Here is a 15218-nt window from a genome sequence, read left to right as displayed (position 1 = left end):
GTGCTTTATTTTTGTGGTGTCAGCCGATTGACATCAGGCTGGCGTTGCCGCCGGCAGCTGTGGTGTTGACGCTGACAGACACTTCTTCAACCAGCCAGTTCAGGCAATAGGCCTGCTCTTCACCGGCCAGTTCATCGCTCGATGCGGACTGCACGAGAACAAGCGGGCCAGGCAGGGCGGCAATAAGCCCGTTGGTCTGCTTGATCTTGTCGACATTGCCTTCAACCAGTGCGCCAGCAAATGGTCCTGCGTTTTTCCAGTCTGCAGACCATGTGACGCGATTTGCGATCGCCTGCGGCACGCCGGAAAGCGATGGCTGCAGGTTTGCAGCCGTATCAATGACCACGTTGTTACCTGTTGCCAATGCTGCCGACAGTTGCTGGTAGAGACCGCTTTCAGTTTCCGGAACCAGCAGGATGCGACCGCGCGGATGCAGAGCATAGACGTTGCGTTCGCCAACCGGGCCTTCCAGTTCGGTTTCAAAACCGACGGCGGACAGGTCTGCGGTTTTGCGGGCATTGGCGGCGGCTGATGTCTTGCCCTTGCTATCCAGCCACTTTGCAATTTCGGCAATCGCCGGATCGGCTTTACCGTTGTGCTTTTCTGCAAAGACCGGTGCCTTGGTCGACAGACGGCCAAGGTAAAGTGGTCCACCTGCCTTAGGACCGGTGCCAGACAGACCGCGACCACCGAATGGCTGCACACCGACGACCGCGCCGATGATGTTACGGTTGACGTAGAGGTTGCCTGCCTTCACGCGAGACAGGACATGGGCGATGGTTTCATCAAGGCGGGTATGAAGGCCGAATGTCAGGCCATAACCGGTTGCGTTGATGTCATCGATCAGCTTGTCGAGGTTGTCGCGCTTGAAGCGAATGACGTGCAGAACCGGACCAAACACTTCGCGCTTGAGGTCGGACAGGTTTTTCAACTCGATGATGGTCGGCGGTACGAATGTACCCTTGCCAGTTTCGCCAGCCAGTTCGATCTGTTCGATACGATTGCCAATCGAACGCATGCCCTCAATGTGGCTTTCAATGATGCCCTTGGCTTCAGCAGTGATAACAGGGCCGACATCCACGGACAGACGGTCGGTACGGCCGATGCTGAGTTCGTGCAACGCACCCTTCAGCATGGTCAGCGTGCGGTCCGCCACATCTTCCTGCAAGCACAAGACACGCAGTGCCGAGCAACGCTGACCGGCGCTGTCGAAGGCAGAAGCAATCACGTCGAAGACAACCTGCTCTGCAAGGGCAGAGGAGTCGACGATCATGGCATTCTGGCCACCGGTTTCCGCAATCAACGGAATTGGGCGGTTGCCTGCCGATACGCGCGTTGCAAGCTGGCTCTGGATAAGGCGGGCAACTTCGGTGGAGCCGGTGAACATGACACCAGCTGTCTGCGGCGCACCAACGAGGGCAGCACCAGTTTTGCCGTCGCCAGGCATCAGCTGGACGGCATCGGCCGGTACGCCTGCTTCATGCAAAAGGCGGATGCCTTCGGCGGCGATCAGCGGGGTTTCTTCCGCTGGCTTTGCGAGAACCGGATTTCCCGCGACCAATGCTGCAGTCACCTGACCGATGAAAATCGCCAGCGGGAAGTTCCACGGGCTGATGCAGACGATTGGACCGAGTGCCTTCTGTTCGCTTGCAAAGTTGTTGCGGGCTTCTTCCGCGTAATAACGCAGGAAGTCGATGGCCTCGCGCACTTCTGCAATGGCGTTGGGCAGGGACTTTCCTGCTTCGCGCACAATCAGGCCAAGCAATATTGGCATTTTTGCCTGCATCAGATCAGCAGCGCGTTCGATGATTACTGCACGTTCTGCGACTGGCAGGTTTGGCCAATTGGACGCGGTGGCAGCCTCGAATGCCTGCTTGACGTCAGCTTCGGACGGTTCGGTCACGTAGCCGACGATATCGGTGTGGTCGCCAGGGTTCAAAACCGGTCGGCTTGCACCCGTCGATGCCGGGAAAGCCGCCGTCCACTGCATGGCGGCACTTTCCGTCAGTGCGGCACTCAATACCGACAGAGAGTTTTCGTTGGCAAGGTCAATGCCGTCGGAGTTGCGGCGCTCTGTGCCGTACAGGCCGGCTGGGCTCGAAATCTTGTCATGCTGAGCACCCGGAACCGGCATTGCCTTCACAATGGCAACCGGGTCGGTCAGCAGGTCATCGACCGGTACAGCGGGATCGGCAATACGGTTAACGAAGGACGAGTTGGCGCCGTTTTCAAGAAGACGGCGAACGAGATAGGCGAGTAGGGTTTCATGCGTTCCGACAGGTGCGTAGAAACGGCACGGACGGTCAAGTTTGTCCTTGCCGACAACTTCACTGTAAAGCGGCTCACCCATGCCATGCAGGCACTGGAATTCATAATCGCCAATTTTGAAGTCCGGCCCGGCCAGGTGGTAGACGGTCGCCATTGTCTGAGCGTTGTGCGTGGCAAATTGCGGGAAGATCACGTCGCGTGCAGCAAGCAGCTTGCGCGAGCAAGCAATGTACGACACGTCGGTGTGGATCTTGCGGGTGTAAACGGGGAAGTCATCCAGACCATCCAGTTGCGCACGCTTAATTTCCGCATCCCAGTAAGCGCCCTTGACGAGACGCACCATGATACGGCGGTTTGAGCGACGGGCAAGATCGATGATGTAATCGAGGACAAACGGGCAGCGGCGACCATAGGCCTGCACGACGAAGCCCAGACCTTCCCAGTTACCGAGATCAGGATCAAGCGCCAGCGATTCCAAGAGGTCGAGCGAAAGCTCCAGGCGGTCTGCTTCTTCGGCGTCGATATTGAGGCCGATGTCGTAGTTTTTCGCCATCACCATCAGCGCTTTGACGCGTGGCAGCAGTTCAGCCATGACGCGGTCTGCCTGCGAGCGCGAATAACGTGGATGCAGTGCGGAAAGCTTGATGGAAATGCCAGGCCCACCATAAACCCCACGGCCGGCAGATGCCTTGCCGATGGCATGGATGGCTGCCTCATAATCCTTGTAATAGCGCTCAGCATCCTTGCCGGTTGTGGCTGCTTCGCCCAGCATGTCGTAGGAATACTGGAAGCCCTTTGCTTCATAGGGCTTGGAACGCTGGATGGCTTCGCCAATCGTCTGGCCGGTCACGAACTGTTCGCCCATCATGCGCATCGCCATATCGACGCCACGACGAATGACTGGTTCGCCCGCGCGGGCGATCAGACGGGTGAGGGCGGAGGAAAGACCAGTATCGTTGACGGTCGATGTCAATTTGCCGGTGATCACCAGACCCCATGTGGCGGCATTGACGAACAGCGAGCGACCGCCACCGATGTGAGACTTCCAGTCACCATTGGCAATCTTGTCACGGATCAGTGCGTCACGGGTTGCGGTGTCGGGAATGCGCAGCAACGCTTCTGCCAGACACATCAGCGCCACGCCTTCTTGACTGGACAGCGAATACTCCTGCACCAGACCTTCCACGCCGGTGCCTTTTGCCTTGGAGCGCAGGGCTTCAATCAGCTTGCGGGCGATGGAGCGGATTTCTTGTCCCGACTGTTCGGTAACAGTGGCGCGTTCCAGAAGAGGAGCAATGCAGTCCTGCTCAGAGCGGCGATAAGCCTGGGTAATGGCCTGACGGTATGCATTCTGCTCGCGTACAGGCGGTGCAAACCGCTCGAAGACGCCTTGAGCAGTCGTATTTCCATTCACACCCATGCTGCCTGTGACATCCGCCATCGGTTCGTCCTTCCAATTCTCAATGCATGAAATCGTTTTTGCAAAGGTGCACAGAAATATTTCGCGCACCTTTTCTCTGCTGAGAACATAACATTTCGCAGGAAATTGCATTGTCCTTATTTTTGCAATAAAATAGGCAAAACAGTCTTATTAAATCATAATGAAAGTCTATATTGATGGTTCAAGGCGTAAAATCAGGCGATTTGGATCAGTTCGATATGAAGATCCTCGAAGCTCTCAGCGATGATGGCCGCATGTCGGTTTTGCAGTTGTCGAAACAGGTCGGCCTGTCGAAAACGCCGTGTCAGGCGCGACTTAAAAGACTGATCGAAGACGGATATATTCTGGGTTTTCGCGCAACACTTAATCCGGCCAAGCTTGGACTTGAACATATTGCCTTTACTGAAGTGAAATTGTCCGACACCCGCGAAAAGGCGCTTGAGGATTTCAACTCGGCTGTACGAAAAATCAAGGAAGTCGAAGAATGCCACATGATCGCGGGCTCGTTCGATTATCTTCTCAAAGTCAGAACAACGGATATTCGCAAATATCGCAGGGTGCTGGGTGAAAAAATCTCCAGCCTTCCATCCGTTTCCAATACATCGACCTATGTCGTGATGCAGTCCGTGAAGGACACGGGTATTTAAGGCGCAAGCGCCTGTGGTTTTCATGCAAAAGGAAAAGGCTTGAGAGTGTTGAACTCTCAAGCCTCGATATCAGCGAATGATAGCGCTTGTGGTAACCGCAGTCATCTGGGCATCCGGCCCAAACTCCCGCTCATCCTCAATGCCGAGCAGTTCCTGCAGGCGCAGACGCGCGCGGCTTACACGGCTTTTGATGGTGCCAACAGGGCAGCCGCAAATTTCGGCGGCTTCTTCATAGGCAAAACCTGATGCACCAACCAGCAGAATGGCTTCACGCTGGTCATCCGGCAGCAAGGCAAGTGCCTGCTTGAAATCCTGGAGGTCTACTGAACCGTTCTGTTCTGGTGGCACTGAAAGCTTGGATGTGAAAGCACCGTCGGTGTCCTGGACTTCACGGCCTGATTTTCTGATCTGGCTGTAAAATTCATTGCGCAAAATGGTGACAAGCCAAGCACGCATATTGGTGCCAGGTTGATAGCTGTCCTGTTTTGCCCAGGCTTTCATGATGGTGTCCTGAACTAGATCATCTGCGCGATCGCGCGATCTAATCAGGGAAATGGCGAAGGCACGCAAGTTTGGCAGCGCAGCAAGCATTTCACGCTTGAAGTCGCGCTCGTTCTGATCCGAGGAACCGGTCATCGCGCCTCCGATGTACCGGCGTTACGCTCGGCTTCATCCAGCTTTTCCAGCAGATCGAGAAATTTGTCCGGAATACCTTCGTCTTGAACAGTGTCGTAGAGTTCTCTTAACTTGCGGGAAATAACAGTACGTCCGGAGGCTGGAACAACTGGTCCATCCGCCTTTCCTGCAATATCATCATCTGTCTGAAAATCACTCATAACTTAAAGTAGTCCTTTCATCGCCGTACAATAAAATGCGGCAAGCAAAAAAGAGTTCCGGCAGTGTGGAACTTTTTTTTAAGTGTTGTGTTTACACACGGATTTGCAGGGCAAATCGCATGTAAGGGGAGAATTATTAATGTCAGTTTCCACTCGTATAGCGCCTCATCTGCCTTATTTACGCAGGTTTGCGAGAGCCGTTTGCGGTTCCCAGACCACAGGTGATGCCTATGTTGCTGCGAGCCTCGAGGCCTTGATCGCCGATGTCAGTATTTATCCCAAGACCAGCGGCGACAGAGTTTCAGTCTATCAATTGTTTGTCTCTATTTTTGGTTCCGTTAGCATCAATATAAACCCCGAAGAACCACTGAGTGGTTGGGAAAAGCAGGCCTCTGCCAATTTGGCAGCACTGCCGCCTCTTCCAAGGCTGGCATTTCTGCTAACCACAGTGGAAGAGTTCAGCGCCAGTGAAGCTGCGGAAATTATTCAGGTTTCGGAAAAGAAGCTCGGCGAACTGATCGACACAGCCGCATCGGAAATCGCCCGCCAAGTGGCAACCGATATCATGATCATCGAAGATGAGCCTTTGATCGCCATGGATATCGAGCAAATGGTGACAGACCTCGGTCACAATGTTACCGGCATTGCTCGTACCCACAAAGAAGCCATCGAGCTGTTCAAGACCACCCGTCCAAAGATGGTTCTTGCAGATATCCAGCTGGCCGACGGAAGTTCCGGTCTTGAAGCGATGAATGAAATACTGCAGTCCACGTCGCTGCCAGTTATCTTCATCACGGCATTCCCGGAGCGACTGCTGACTGGCGAACGGCCAGAACCGACCTTCCTGGTTACCAAGCCATTCAACCCAGATATGGTGAAGGCACTGATCAGTCAGGCGCTCTTCTTTAATGAAAATTCACGTGCTGCTGCATAGGTGATTTGTCCAGTCATGACGGGGGAAGGGTAAGGCTCTTCCCCGGACATGGTGTTCGTCACAACCTTCGCGAAGCGGTTGTTGTGACATTGTTTAAGGAGATCATGAGTGCACCGTCTGGCTTGGTACACGCCTGGGCAGGATGAGCAGGAATTACGTGAATCGCTGATACTCGCTCTGCTGGATTCCGGCGAGACTGTCATGCTTCAGGATTGTTCCTCAAACTACATCTTCATAGCCAATCTCCCGGATCTTTGGCAGGTTCCCGCCGGGTGCGAACCGACTGATGAAAATCTTTTTGGATCGGAGTTGGCCCTTCGGCTTTCAGATTTGAAGCAAGGGCTCAACGTGTCCGGTGCCAGCGGTATGCTGGAGGTGAATGCGGGCGAAGACCGGATTTTCCAGTTTGCTGCCTACACTACCGTCACGCGCGGTGAGCAGCTTGTAATCAAAACCACGATCCGTGAGGTCACCGCAGAACGCAGGCGTGAGCAACTACTGCGCTCTTTATTGCGTGAAGTGAGCCACAGGTCGAAGAACCTGATGGCGATAATTCAAAGCCTTGCTTCGCAAACGGCACGTTTTACGCTGTCGAAAGACGAGTTCCTGCGCAAGTTCAGGGGGCGTCTGCATGCGCTGTCGCAGGCGCAGGATCTGATTACCGATTCCGATTGGCGAGGCGCTTCGGTTTTTGACCTATTGCGTCAGCAGTCCAATCTCTATCTGCCGGAATATCCGCATCTGGTTCGCATGCATGGCGATAATGTGCTGCTGAACCCGAATGGTGCTGTCTATGTCGGGTTGGCGTTTCATGAGCTGGTGGTTAATACCATCTCTCATGGCGGCAATTTGGCAAGCCATCTTCCAGTTACCTTGCACTGTACCCGTTCGCAGACGGATGGGGAAGATCGGCTGGAAATTCTATGGGAGGAGCCACTTTCAAACCGGCCTATCGAACCAAAGCCGGAGGGGCATAAACACAATGCCCATTTTGGCAGTGTTGTGCTTGAAAAGGTCGTCCCGGCGGCTCTGGCTGGCGAGGCGGTTTATGAAATTCATACCGACCACATCCGCTATCGTCTGACGTTCCCTATTTAACAGTGGTTTCTTCTGCCAGTTTTGCGGCCCTCCCCAATTTTGTTGCGGGAGGGTTATTCATTTGGGCAAGTGATCGATACTCAGGAAATCAGCCATAAAAAAAGCCCGGTTCGGGGGCTGAACCGGGCTTTTTTATACAGGTCTTAGGGCGGGACCTGCATAAGCCAAGGGAATGACGGGGGACGGGGTAACATTCCTGGCTTGCAGAAAGAATGCGTGAGCATTCATTTCGTTCCCAAGAAATTTTCATTTTTATTCTGCCTCGGATGTTTTGCTTGATTTGATGAAATAGCGTGTTGGGGCAGTGAGCGTCCAGGCAAAGCCAGAGGTGGCGTAATCCATGGAGACAACGCCCGAAAACGCGCCTTCCGCATGACGTTTGACAATGGTTGAACCAAATCCTTTACGGCTTGGTTGTTCGGCCGCCGGCCCATTTTTCTCGCGCCAGTAAATCGTCATCATCTCCTGACCATCATCTCTCTCAGAGTGCTGCCATTCAATTTCAACGATACCGTTTTTGACAGACAGCGCACCGTACTTGATGGAGTTGGTTGTCAATTCGTGCAGGATCAATCCGAGATTCTGTGCTGCCTCTGGCGAGAGCATGAAGTCTTCACCCTTGTTGACGACTTGCTGGCTTACACTGCCGAACACATCAAGATGGGTTTCGATCAATTTCTTGATTGGCAATCCCTGCCACTGGGTTTCTGTCAGGGCACGAATAGACATACCAAGGCCACGCAGTCTGTGATCGACCTCTCTCTGGAAATCAGCAATCGACGTGTTTTCACGCGCAAGCTGCCGCATCATCGCTTGCACAAGTGTCAGGATATTTTTTGATCGATGAACAAGCTCGTGCAGAACCAGCAACATATGGTCTTCAGCCTGACTTCGGTCGAAGGAGGCATTGGACAGAGCAATAGCCACCTGGTTCGCTTCGGTGATCTTGGTCTGTACCGGTGCAACAATTTCGCCCTGGCCGATGCGCTCCGCCATATCGGTTATTTCCAGTATCGAGCTTCGCAGTTGCCGACCGACGATATAGGCGCCGGTGATTGCGGCCAGCACCATCAGCACGCTGCCTATCATCATGTTGCGCCAGGTGCTGACCAATGCGACTTGGCTAGAGGATGCCGGACCCCAGATAACGGTTTTCCATGACCAGCCGAGAAACTGGGAATAGGCGAAGACGTTGCCGTGATCATCGAGAAAGTTGCCACTGAAACCGCTCATGCGGCCGAGCAGATTTTCCTCGGCAAATGCTTCTCCAGGCACGACCTTGCCTGGTTCGCTTGAGATAATCACCCTGTCTTCATCGTCCAGCACGGCAACAGACCAGTCAGCAGGCAGGTTCTCTGTCGAGATAAGCGGGCGAAGATCAGCGGCATTTTGCGTCATGATCAGTGCATCGCCTGTGCTTGCAAGTCTCGACGGTAGCGGCAATGTAACGTTAAACACCCATTGCTTGCTGGTGTTGCCAAAAAAGATATTCGATACGGTTATGCGGTTTTGAGACAGCGATTTCGAGAGGTCTGCCTGCTCAGGAATTTTTCCCAGCGTTTCGCCTGATGGCAGGCGCGTGTTCAGCTTCTGCTGCCCGTCTTTGGTGGCGACAATAACGTAAAGACCTTCTTGCGCGAGGCTTGAATGAATACGGCGCTGAAAGGCGGGAAGATCGTTGCTTTCAAGTTCTGGAAACTGTGCCAGCAAGTTGAGGGATGTTGCCATTTCCTGTAGGCGGCGTTCAATGCTGCGGCTTATCGCTCTGGCGTCGTCTACGGTTTCACGTTGCAGGTCGGAACGTTCGTCGGCCTCGAGTTTGAACATCAGGTAGCCGGTAAAAACAATCAGCGGCAAGGTGACGACAGTGGTCATCACCACAATATAAGCTCTTAGCGAAGCGACCGGGAACAACCGTCCAAGGTATGCTTTGAGTTTCTCGATCATCCCGTTCCTTGTCGGTCATGCGACTGATTTCACTTTCAGGCGATGAGAACGATTGCCAAACTGGTGATACATTATGTCATGCCGGATCATTTTAAAAGCATGATTACACCCCGAAATTTAGGGCGTTAGAATGAAAAAGCAAAGACATTTCCGTGCGTTGAGCAACTTTCTCGATAAAATAAGGAACCATCTCCGCCCTTGTGCCGTTTCCATACCGAACAGCAAACACAACCGAACATACCGGTTATTGCAAGTTCTTGATGTTACGAAAGGAAGGTTCGATATGAAGAAGACACTCACCATGATCGCATCCGCTGCCCTGTTGGGTTCAACTGCTTTCGCACCACTTGCGATGGCGCAAACCACACCGGCCCCGGGTGCTCCAGCAAGCCCTTCGGTAGAAAGCCCTGCGGCTACACCCACAACTCCTGTTGCTCCTGCAACACCTGATGCGACTGTTGCCCCAGACACAGCCGCTTCCGCGTCGGGTGAATATTTGACCGAGCAGTCTGAGCAGCAGGTCAGTGCCAATGACTATATTGGTAAGTCGATTTACACCTCTGGTGATGAAAGCATCGGTAACGTGACCGACCTTATTATTCAGGAAAACGGTGGCATTGATGCAGTTGTCGTCGGTGTCGGTGGTTTCCTTGGTATTGGCGCTAAAAACGTAGCGCTGCCAATCGACAAGGTAACTGTAACGCGTGACGCCGAAGCTGGTACCGTTCGTTTGACGACGATGGAAACAGCTGATGCCCTGAAGGCGGCACCACAGTTCATGACGCTGGAAGAAAAGCGTAATGCACAGAATGCCCAGGCGCCAGCAATGCCTGATACCTCGACAACCTCGTCAACCACCCCGTAATGGTTAGTTGAGTTCAAATAAAAAGGCGATGCTGTTAGCATCGCCTTTTTTGTTGCCTGTCTATCAGAGACATTTCAGCCGTTATGAGTGGAATGCCATTGCCAGGCCGAGCTGATGATGTCTTTTAACGTATATTGTGGATCCCAACCCAAAACTTCGCGTGCCTTGTCATTATTGGCGACCAGTGTGGTGGAGTCACCCTCGCGACGATCGGCATAGGTCACCGGAAATGGGCGTCCGGATATGTCGGAAATGGTATTCAGCAATTCCTTGACCGTGGTGCCCGTGCCGGTGCCAAGGTTCAACTCAACGGTTGAGCCTCCCGCCAGCAGATAATCGACAGCACGAACATGGGCGTCGGCCAGATCGAGCACATGGATGTAATCACGAACACAGGTGCCGTCGCGTGTGTCATAGTCTGTTCCGAAGACCTTGAAACCTTCACGGCGGCCAAGTGCTGCGTCGATTGCCAACGGAATGGCGTGGGTTTCCGGCGTATGCCATTCGCCGATACGGCCTTCAAAATCTGCACCTGCTGCGTTAAAGTAACGCAGGATAACCGACCGCAGATTTTTGTAGGTGCCAAAATCCTTCAAGGCTTGTTCAATGATAAGCTTGGTGCGGCCGTAGGGATTGATCGGTGCTTGTGGGTGTTGTTCATCCAGCGGCACCCGTTCCGGAAGACCATAAGTCGCGCAGGTGGACGAAAACACAAATGCATCGATCCCGGCATTTAGCGCGCAGGAGAGCAAGGTCAGTGCACCAATGACATTGTTGTCGTAAAAGGCGACCGGCTCCTTGACAGATTCTCCAACTTCGATCAGCGCCGCAAAATGCATCACCGCCTTTGGCTTGTGCTTTGCAATGACCTCGTCAAGGCGTGCACGGTCTCTGATGTCGCCCTGCTCGAATGGGCCCCAGCGCACAAATTCTTCATGTCCATTGGAAAGGTTATCGTAAACTACGGGCTCGTAGCCTCTTTCTGCAAGCAGGAGGCATGTGTGCGAGCCAATATATCCGGCCCCACCGACGACGAGAATTTTTTCTGGCATCTATTGTCTCTCAATTACTGCACCACGCGTTTCATTGCATGGTTTCCAGATCGAGGCCAGAGACGCAGACAGTTGTTACGGCAATATTAGGGGAGAACGGTATCCGGCCGTCCGATAACAGCCGGATAGATTTGTTACTTGCGCACGATTGGCCGCGCAGCCAGAAATGCTAACACACCGGCAACCGCTAGGGTCACATAGGGCCGGGACTGCATGGCGTTGCCAACCAATGACTGCACAACAAGCGGCGCCATGGCGACTTGCCCCACTCCAGGCGGAGGGCCGTAGGCACGTGGCCGGTTCATTACAGCCAAGATTATCAGTGCGATAACACCAAGCAAGAAGGCGATGCCTGCAATCAACAAAGCTGCAGGGCCGGCGCCAATTTCCCGGGCCAGATAGATGGCGCCAGCAATGATGCCGAAGATCAGAGCGACCAGAAAACTGAACAAGCAGAATGCCCACAACATGGCCTTGCAGCGCATGCGGCGGGTTATAACTCTGCCCTCACGCTGGCTGTCGCTGAGGTAAACGAGAAGGGTTTGGAGCATGGCGATTATTAGCGACGGTTGATAACGGCAAGCAAAAAGCCGACCGCAACAGCAATGCCAATAGACTGCAGGGGCTTTTTTTGCACCTGTTCTGTCAGGCTCTGGTTGAGGGCGGAAAACTCGTCGCGAACATTTTGCGCTGCTTGGGTGGAGGCGTTGATTGCCTCATCTGTGACACGACTTGCCTGCGCTTTGATCTCATCTGTTGCATCAACGCCAAGCGCTTTCACACTTTTGGCGAGGCCGGCAAGGTCTTCTCGCAAGCGTGCGAGTTGCTCGGCAATCTCCGCAACATTCTCATTTTCGAGCGCCTGATCGATCTTTTCATTCACGTTGCGTGGTCCAGCCATGTGTTGTCCCTTTCAGTTGTTGCCCTGTAAAAAATACGTCTATTGCGTGTCTCACATATAGCCGAAGAAGTAGAGAAGGATAATGACTGGGATAGGAATACCCACCAGCCAAAGAAAAATGCCTCTCATATTTATCTCCATTAGGGCGCTCGCAGGTACGCTTCACGCCAACTTTACCAACTACGGCTTTAAACAGCTCGAGACTGCATATTGTTCCATGACAAAAGGAATTTGCTGGCGATGACAGCCTGTTGACGGCTTTTTTTGGCAAACAGGGTTTGCACACGCACAACATTTCTGCGTGGTTATTTGTTTTCCTGTCACAAGCATCATATAAGGCCCATCAAAATCCTATAGACGAAGATGTGACGCCGCGATGATTCAGACACCTTATTACATGATCGACAAGTCCAGACTGCTCCAGAACATGGAGAAGATTGCCTATGTGCGGGAGAAGTCTGGCGCCAAGGCTTTGCTGGCGTTGAAGTGCTTTGCCACATGGTCGGTGTTCGATTTCATGAGCCAGTATATGGATGGCACGACATCCTCATCGCTGTACGAGGTTCGTCTTGGCCATGAGAAGTTTGGCGGCGAAACTCATGCTTACAGCGTGGCCTATGCCGATTACGAGATCGATGAAGTCATCTCGCATGCTGACAAAATTATTTTTAACTCGATCAGCCAGCTTGAGCGTTTTGCTGACAAGGCTGCTGGTATCACGCGCGGACTTCGCCTCAATCCTCAGGTCAGCTCGTCCAGTTTTGATCTGGCGGACCCGGCCCGTCCGTTCAGCCGTCTCGGTGAGTGGGACGTCGCCAAGGTCGAGAAGGTCATGGATCGGATCTCCGGCTTCATGATCCACAACAACTGCGAAAACAATGATTTTGCGCTGTTTGACCGCATGTTGACGCAGATCGAGGAAAAGTTTGGAACGCTGCTTTCTCGCGCCGAATGGGTAAGCCTTGGTGGTGGCATCCACTTTACCGGCGAAGGTTACCCGATCGATGCATTCTGTGACCGCCTCAAGGCGTTCTCGCAAAAATACGACGTGCAGGTTTATCTGGAGCCAGGCGAGGCTTCGATCACCAAGAGCACGACGCTTGAAGTGACGGTTCTCGATACGCTTTATAACGGCAAAAACCTGGCAATTGTCGACAGCTCGATCGAAGCCCATATGCTCGATCTGTTGATCTACCGCGAAAATGCCAAGGTAACGCCAAATGAAGGCGATCACAGCGTTATGGTCTGCGGTAAGTCCTGCCTCGCCGGCGATATATTCGGGGAGTTCCGTTTTGGCTCCGAGCTCAAGATCGGCGACCGGATTTCGTTCCAGGACGCTGCTGGCTATACTATGGTCAAAAAGAACTGGTTCAATGGCGTGAAAATGCCGGCCATCGTCATCAAGGAACTGGATGGCTCGCTCCGTTCGGTCCGTGAATTTGATTTTGCCGATTACGAGCAAAGTCTTTCATAACATGAGCTGTGATAAGGGCAGCTCCTGTAAAACCTAATCCAACAGTATCTTATCCCCGTGGGGAAAAGGAGGCATCACCTGAAATGAAGAAGAACGTTCTCATCATCGGCGCCGGTGGCGTGGCACAGGTCGTGGCGCATAAGTGCGCCCAGAACAGCGATGTATTGGGAGACATTCATATTGCGTCACGCACCGTTGAAAAGTGCCGCAAGATTGTCGAATCCGTACGCGAGAAGAAGAGCCTCAAAACCGAGGTGAAGCTTGAGGCCCATGCGCTTGACGCTATGGATGTTGAGGCAACAAAAGCCTTGATAGAGAAAACCCGTGTTGAGATTGTTATCAACGTCGGTTCGGCTTTCGTGAACATGTCCGTTCTTCGCGCCTGTATGGATGCAGGTGTTGCCTATATGGATACTGCAATCCACGAAGATCCGGGTAAAATCTGCGAAGCACCACCGTGGTACGGAAACTACGAGTGGAAGCGCGCCGCAGAGTGTAAGGAAAAAGGTATCACTGCCATTCTCGGCGTTGGTTTCGACCCGGGTGTCGTGAACGCCTATGCACGTCTTGCCAAGGATGAATATTTCGACAAGGTGACCTCGGTTGATATCGTTGATATCAACGCTGGCAGCCATGGTCGCTGGTTCTCCACCAACTTTGATCCGGAGATCAACTTCCGCGAGTTTACGGGCGTTGTTTACTCCTGGCAGAACCAGCAGTGGCAGACCAACAAGATGTTCGAGGTTGGTCAGGAATTTGACCTGCCTGTTGTTGGCAAGCAAAAAGCCTACATGACTGGCCATGACGAAGTGCATTCGCTTTCCAAGAACATGGACGGCGCCGATGTCCGTTTCTGGATGGGCTTTGGTGATCACTACATCAACGTCTTTACCGTACTGAACAACCTTGGTCTTCTGTCTGAAAAGCCGGTTAAGACCGCTGAAGGTCTTGAAGTTGTGCCGCTGAAGGTGGTCAAGGCCGTTTTGCCTGATCCGTCATCGCTTGCACCTGATTATGTCGGCAAGACCTGCATTGGCGATATCGTCAAGGGCACCAAGGACGGCAAGGAACGCGAAGTCTTCATTTACAACGTGGCTGACCACAAGGAAGCCTATAAAGAAGTCGGCAGTCAGGGCATTTCCTACACTGCTGGCGTGCCGCCAGTTGCTGCAGCGATGTTGATTGCGACTGGTGAATGGGATGTGAAGCAGATGGCGAACGTGGAAGAACTGCCGCCGCAGCCATTCCTCGACATCCTGAACCGTATCGGCCTGCCGACGCGCATCAAGGATGAGAACGGCGATCGCGCGCTGGACTTCTCTTGAAGATAGACAAAAAGAAAGCCCCGCAATTGCGGGGCTTTTTTAATGGCCTATTCGGCGGGAACCTTTATCTTTTTCGGTTTGGCAGGCGCGGCAGCCTTTGCCTTGGTTTTTCTTTTGACGGCCGGATGGGTGGCGGTGGACTCGTTCAAGAGTTTAAACTCCCGGGTCGCCTGGCCCCAATGTTCGGCATCCCTGCCATTTGGATGTCCTTCTGCCTCCCACAGGGTGTAGGCACGCTTGCTGATCCATTCGTATTCCGAAGACTGCATTTCAAATCTCCTGTTGATGATCGTTGCTTGTGCAACGCGATACGCATGGCCGGCAGGACGCTGGACAGGGATTGCGCCGGCAATCTGAGAGGTCATTACAAGGCATGATTCGGCAGGCGTCAAGCGTTCTTGCTGCGCTGCAAGAACGCCATGGTTGCCAT

At 53.2% G+C, this 15218-nt stretch carries 14 protein-coding genes; 6 read left to right on the top strand and 8 right to left on the bottom strand.

Annotated elements, in window-relative coordinates:
* Window positions 1-19 precede the first annotated feature (19 nt).
* Entirely contained in the window at window positions 20-3709 is a 3690-nt protein-coding gene (gene putA, locus PYL13_RS16180; protein WP_441296650.1) for a trifunctional transcriptional regulator/proline dehydrogenase/L-glutamate gamma-semialdehyde dehydrogenase, read from the bottom strand.
* 176 nt (window positions 3710-3885) lie between these two features.
* Between putA and PYL13_RS16175 the strand changes: the two genes are divergently transcribed.
* On the top strand, window positions 3886-4356 hold the full coding sequence (locus tag PYL13_RS16175; protein WP_192487966.1) for an Lrp/AsnC family transcriptional regulator: 471 nt from the start codon (window positions 3886-3888) through the stop codon (window positions 4354-4356).
* 69 nt (window positions 4357-4425) lie between these two features.
* Here PYL13_RS16175 and PYL13_RS16170 read toward each other — a convergent pair whose 3' ends face one another.
* Entirely contained in the window at window positions 4426-4992 is a 567-nt protein-coding gene (locus PYL13_RS16170) for a sigma-70 family RNA polymerase sigma factor (protein WP_250982323.1), read from the bottom strand.
* Window positions 4989-5192, bottom strand: coding sequence for a NepR family anti-sigma factor (locus tag PYL13_RS16165; protein WP_192487968.1), 204 nt, complete (start codon window positions 5190-5192; stop codon window positions 4989-4991). Before PYL13_RS16165 ends, PYL13_RS16170 begins: the two co-directional genes overlap by 4 nt.
* A 139-nt stretch (window positions 5193-5331) precedes the next feature.
* On the opposite strand from PYL13_RS16165, the gene PYL13_RS16160 reads away from it, so the two are divergent.
* Window positions 5332-6126, top strand: a complete 795-nt coding sequence (locus PYL13_RS16160; RefSeq protein ID WP_275641986.1) for a response regulator — start codon at window positions 5332-5334, stop codon at window positions 6124-6126.
* Between the two features lie 108 nt (window positions 6127-6234).
* Window positions 6235-7224 (top strand): sensor histidine kinase, encoded by a 990-nt coding sequence (locus PYL13_RS16155; protein WP_250982322.1) that lies wholly within the window; start codon window positions 6235-6237, stop codon window positions 7222-7224.
* A gap of 252 nt (window positions 7225-7476) precedes the next feature.
* On the opposite strand, the gene PYL13_RS16150 is transcribed toward PYL13_RS16155, so the two are convergent.
* Window positions 7477-9171, bottom strand: coding sequence for a sensor histidine kinase (locus PYL13_RS16150; protein ID WP_275641985.1), 1695 nt, complete (start codon window positions 9169-9171; stop codon window positions 7477-7479).
* A 283-nt stretch (window positions 9172-9454) separates the two neighbouring features.
* On the opposite strand from PYL13_RS16150, the gene PYL13_RS16145 reads away from it, so the two are divergent.
* A complete protein-coding gene (locus PYL13_RS16145; RefSeq protein WP_275641984.1) occupies window positions 9455-10036 on the top strand; it encodes a PRC-barrel domain-containing protein in 582 nt (193 codons plus the stop codon).
* Between the two features lie 74 nt (window positions 10037-10110).
* Here PYL13_RS16145 and galE read toward each other — a convergent pair whose 3' ends face one another.
* From galE to PYL13_RS16130, 3 genes are all read right to left on the bottom strand, one after another.
* On the bottom strand, window positions 10111-11088 hold the full coding sequence (gene galE / locus PYL13_RS16140; protein ID WP_259142262.1) for a UDP-glucose 4-epimerase GalE: 978 nt from the start codon (window positions 11086-11088) through the stop codon (window positions 10111-10113).
* 134 nt (window positions 11089-11222) lie between these two features.
* On the bottom strand, window positions 11223-11639 hold the full coding sequence (locus PYL13_RS16135; protein WP_250982318.1) for a hypothetical protein: 417 nt from the start codon (window positions 11637-11639) through the stop codon (window positions 11223-11225).
* 8 nt (window positions 11640-11647) lie between these two features.
* Window positions 11648-11989 (bottom strand): DUF883 family protein, encoded by a 342-nt coding sequence (locus PYL13_RS16130; RefSeq protein WP_275641983.1) that lies wholly within the window; start codon window positions 11987-11989, stop codon window positions 11648-11650.
* Window positions 11990-12365: 376 nt separating this feature from the next.
* Here PYL13_RS16130 and nspC point away from each other — a divergent pair, with 376 nt between their 5' ends.
* Both nspC and PYL13_RS16120 read left to right on the top strand, forming a co-directional pair.
* The gene (gene nspC / locus PYL13_RS16125; protein WP_259142294.1) at window positions 12366-13463 is read left to right on the top strand and encodes a carboxynorspermidine decarboxylase; all 1098 of its coding nucleotides are present in this window, start codon (window positions 12366-12368) and stop codon (window positions 13461-13463) included.
* A gap of 83 nt (window positions 13464-13546) precedes the next feature.
* Window positions 13547-14788: a saccharopine dehydrogenase family protein gene (locus tag PYL13_RS16120; protein ID WP_275641982.1), complete on the top strand. Its 1242-nt coding sequence runs from the start codon at window positions 13547-13549 to the stop codon at window positions 14786-14788.
* Window positions 14789-14835: 47 nt separating this feature from the next.
* Here the strand turns inward: PYL13_RS16120 and PYL13_RS16115 are convergent, their stop codons facing one another.
* Entirely contained in the window at window positions 14836-15057 is a 222-nt protein-coding gene (locus PYL13_RS16115) for a DUF2934 domain-containing protein (RefSeq protein WP_275641981.1), read from the bottom strand.
* Window positions 15058-15218 lie beyond the last annotated feature (161 nt).

The sequence above is a fragment of the Agrobacterium sp. Azo12 genome (genome assembly GCF_029193765.2).
GTDB lineage: Bacteria > Pseudomonadota > Alphaproteobacteria > Rhizobiales > Rhizobiaceae > Agrobacterium.
This window is presented reverse-complemented; position numbering and strand designations above follow the sequence as displayed.

Coding starts and splice junctions, on each gene's coding strand:
- nspC (WP_259142294.1), top strand. CDS start 12,366: ATGATTCAGACACCTTATTACATGATCGACAAGTCCAGACTGCTCCAG.
- PYL13_RS16135 (WP_250982318.1), bottom strand. CDS start 11,639: ATGCTCCAAACCCTTCTCGTTTACCTCAGCGACAGCCAGCGTGAGGGC.
- PYL13_RS16175 (WP_192487966.1), top strand. CDS start 3,886: ATGGTTCAAGGCGTAAAATCAGGCGATTTGGATCAGTTCGATATGAAG.
- PYL13_RS16150 (WP_275641985.1), bottom strand. CDS start 9,171: ATGATCGAGAAACTCAAAGCATACCTTGGACGGTTGTTCCCGGTCGCT.
- PYL13_RS16115 (WP_275641981.1), bottom strand. CDS start 15,057: ATGCAGTCTTCGGAATACGAATGGATCAGCAAGCGTGCCTACACCCTG.
- PYL13_RS16160 (WP_275641986.1), top strand. CDS start 5,332: ATGTCAGTTTCCACTCGTATAGCGCCTCATCTGCCTTATTTACGCAGG.
- putA (WP_441296650.1), bottom strand. CDS start 3,709: ATGGCGGATGTCACAGGCAGCATGGGTGTGAATGGAAATACGACTGCT.
- PYL13_RS16130 (WP_275641983.1), bottom strand. CDS start 11,989: ATGGCTGGACCACGCAACGTGAATGAAAAGATCGATCAGGCGCTCGAA.
- PYL13_RS16165 (WP_192487968.1), bottom strand. CDS start 5,192: ATGAGTGATTTTCAGACAGATGATGATATTGCAGGAAAGGCGGATGGA.
- PYL13_RS16145 (WP_275641984.1), top strand. CDS start 9,455: ATGAAGAAGACACTCACCATGATCGCATCCGCTGCCCTGTTGGGTTCA.
- PYL13_RS16120 (WP_275641982.1), top strand. CDS start 13,547: ATGAAGAAGAACGTTCTCATCATCGGCGCCGGTGGCGTGGCACAGGTC.
- galE (WP_259142262.1), bottom strand. CDS start 11,088: ATGCCAGAAAAAATTCTCGTCGTCGGTGGGGCCGGATATATTGGCTCG.
- PYL13_RS16170 (WP_250982323.1), bottom strand. CDS start 4,992: ATGACCGGTTCCTCGGATCAGAACGAGCGCGACTTCAAGCGTGAAATG.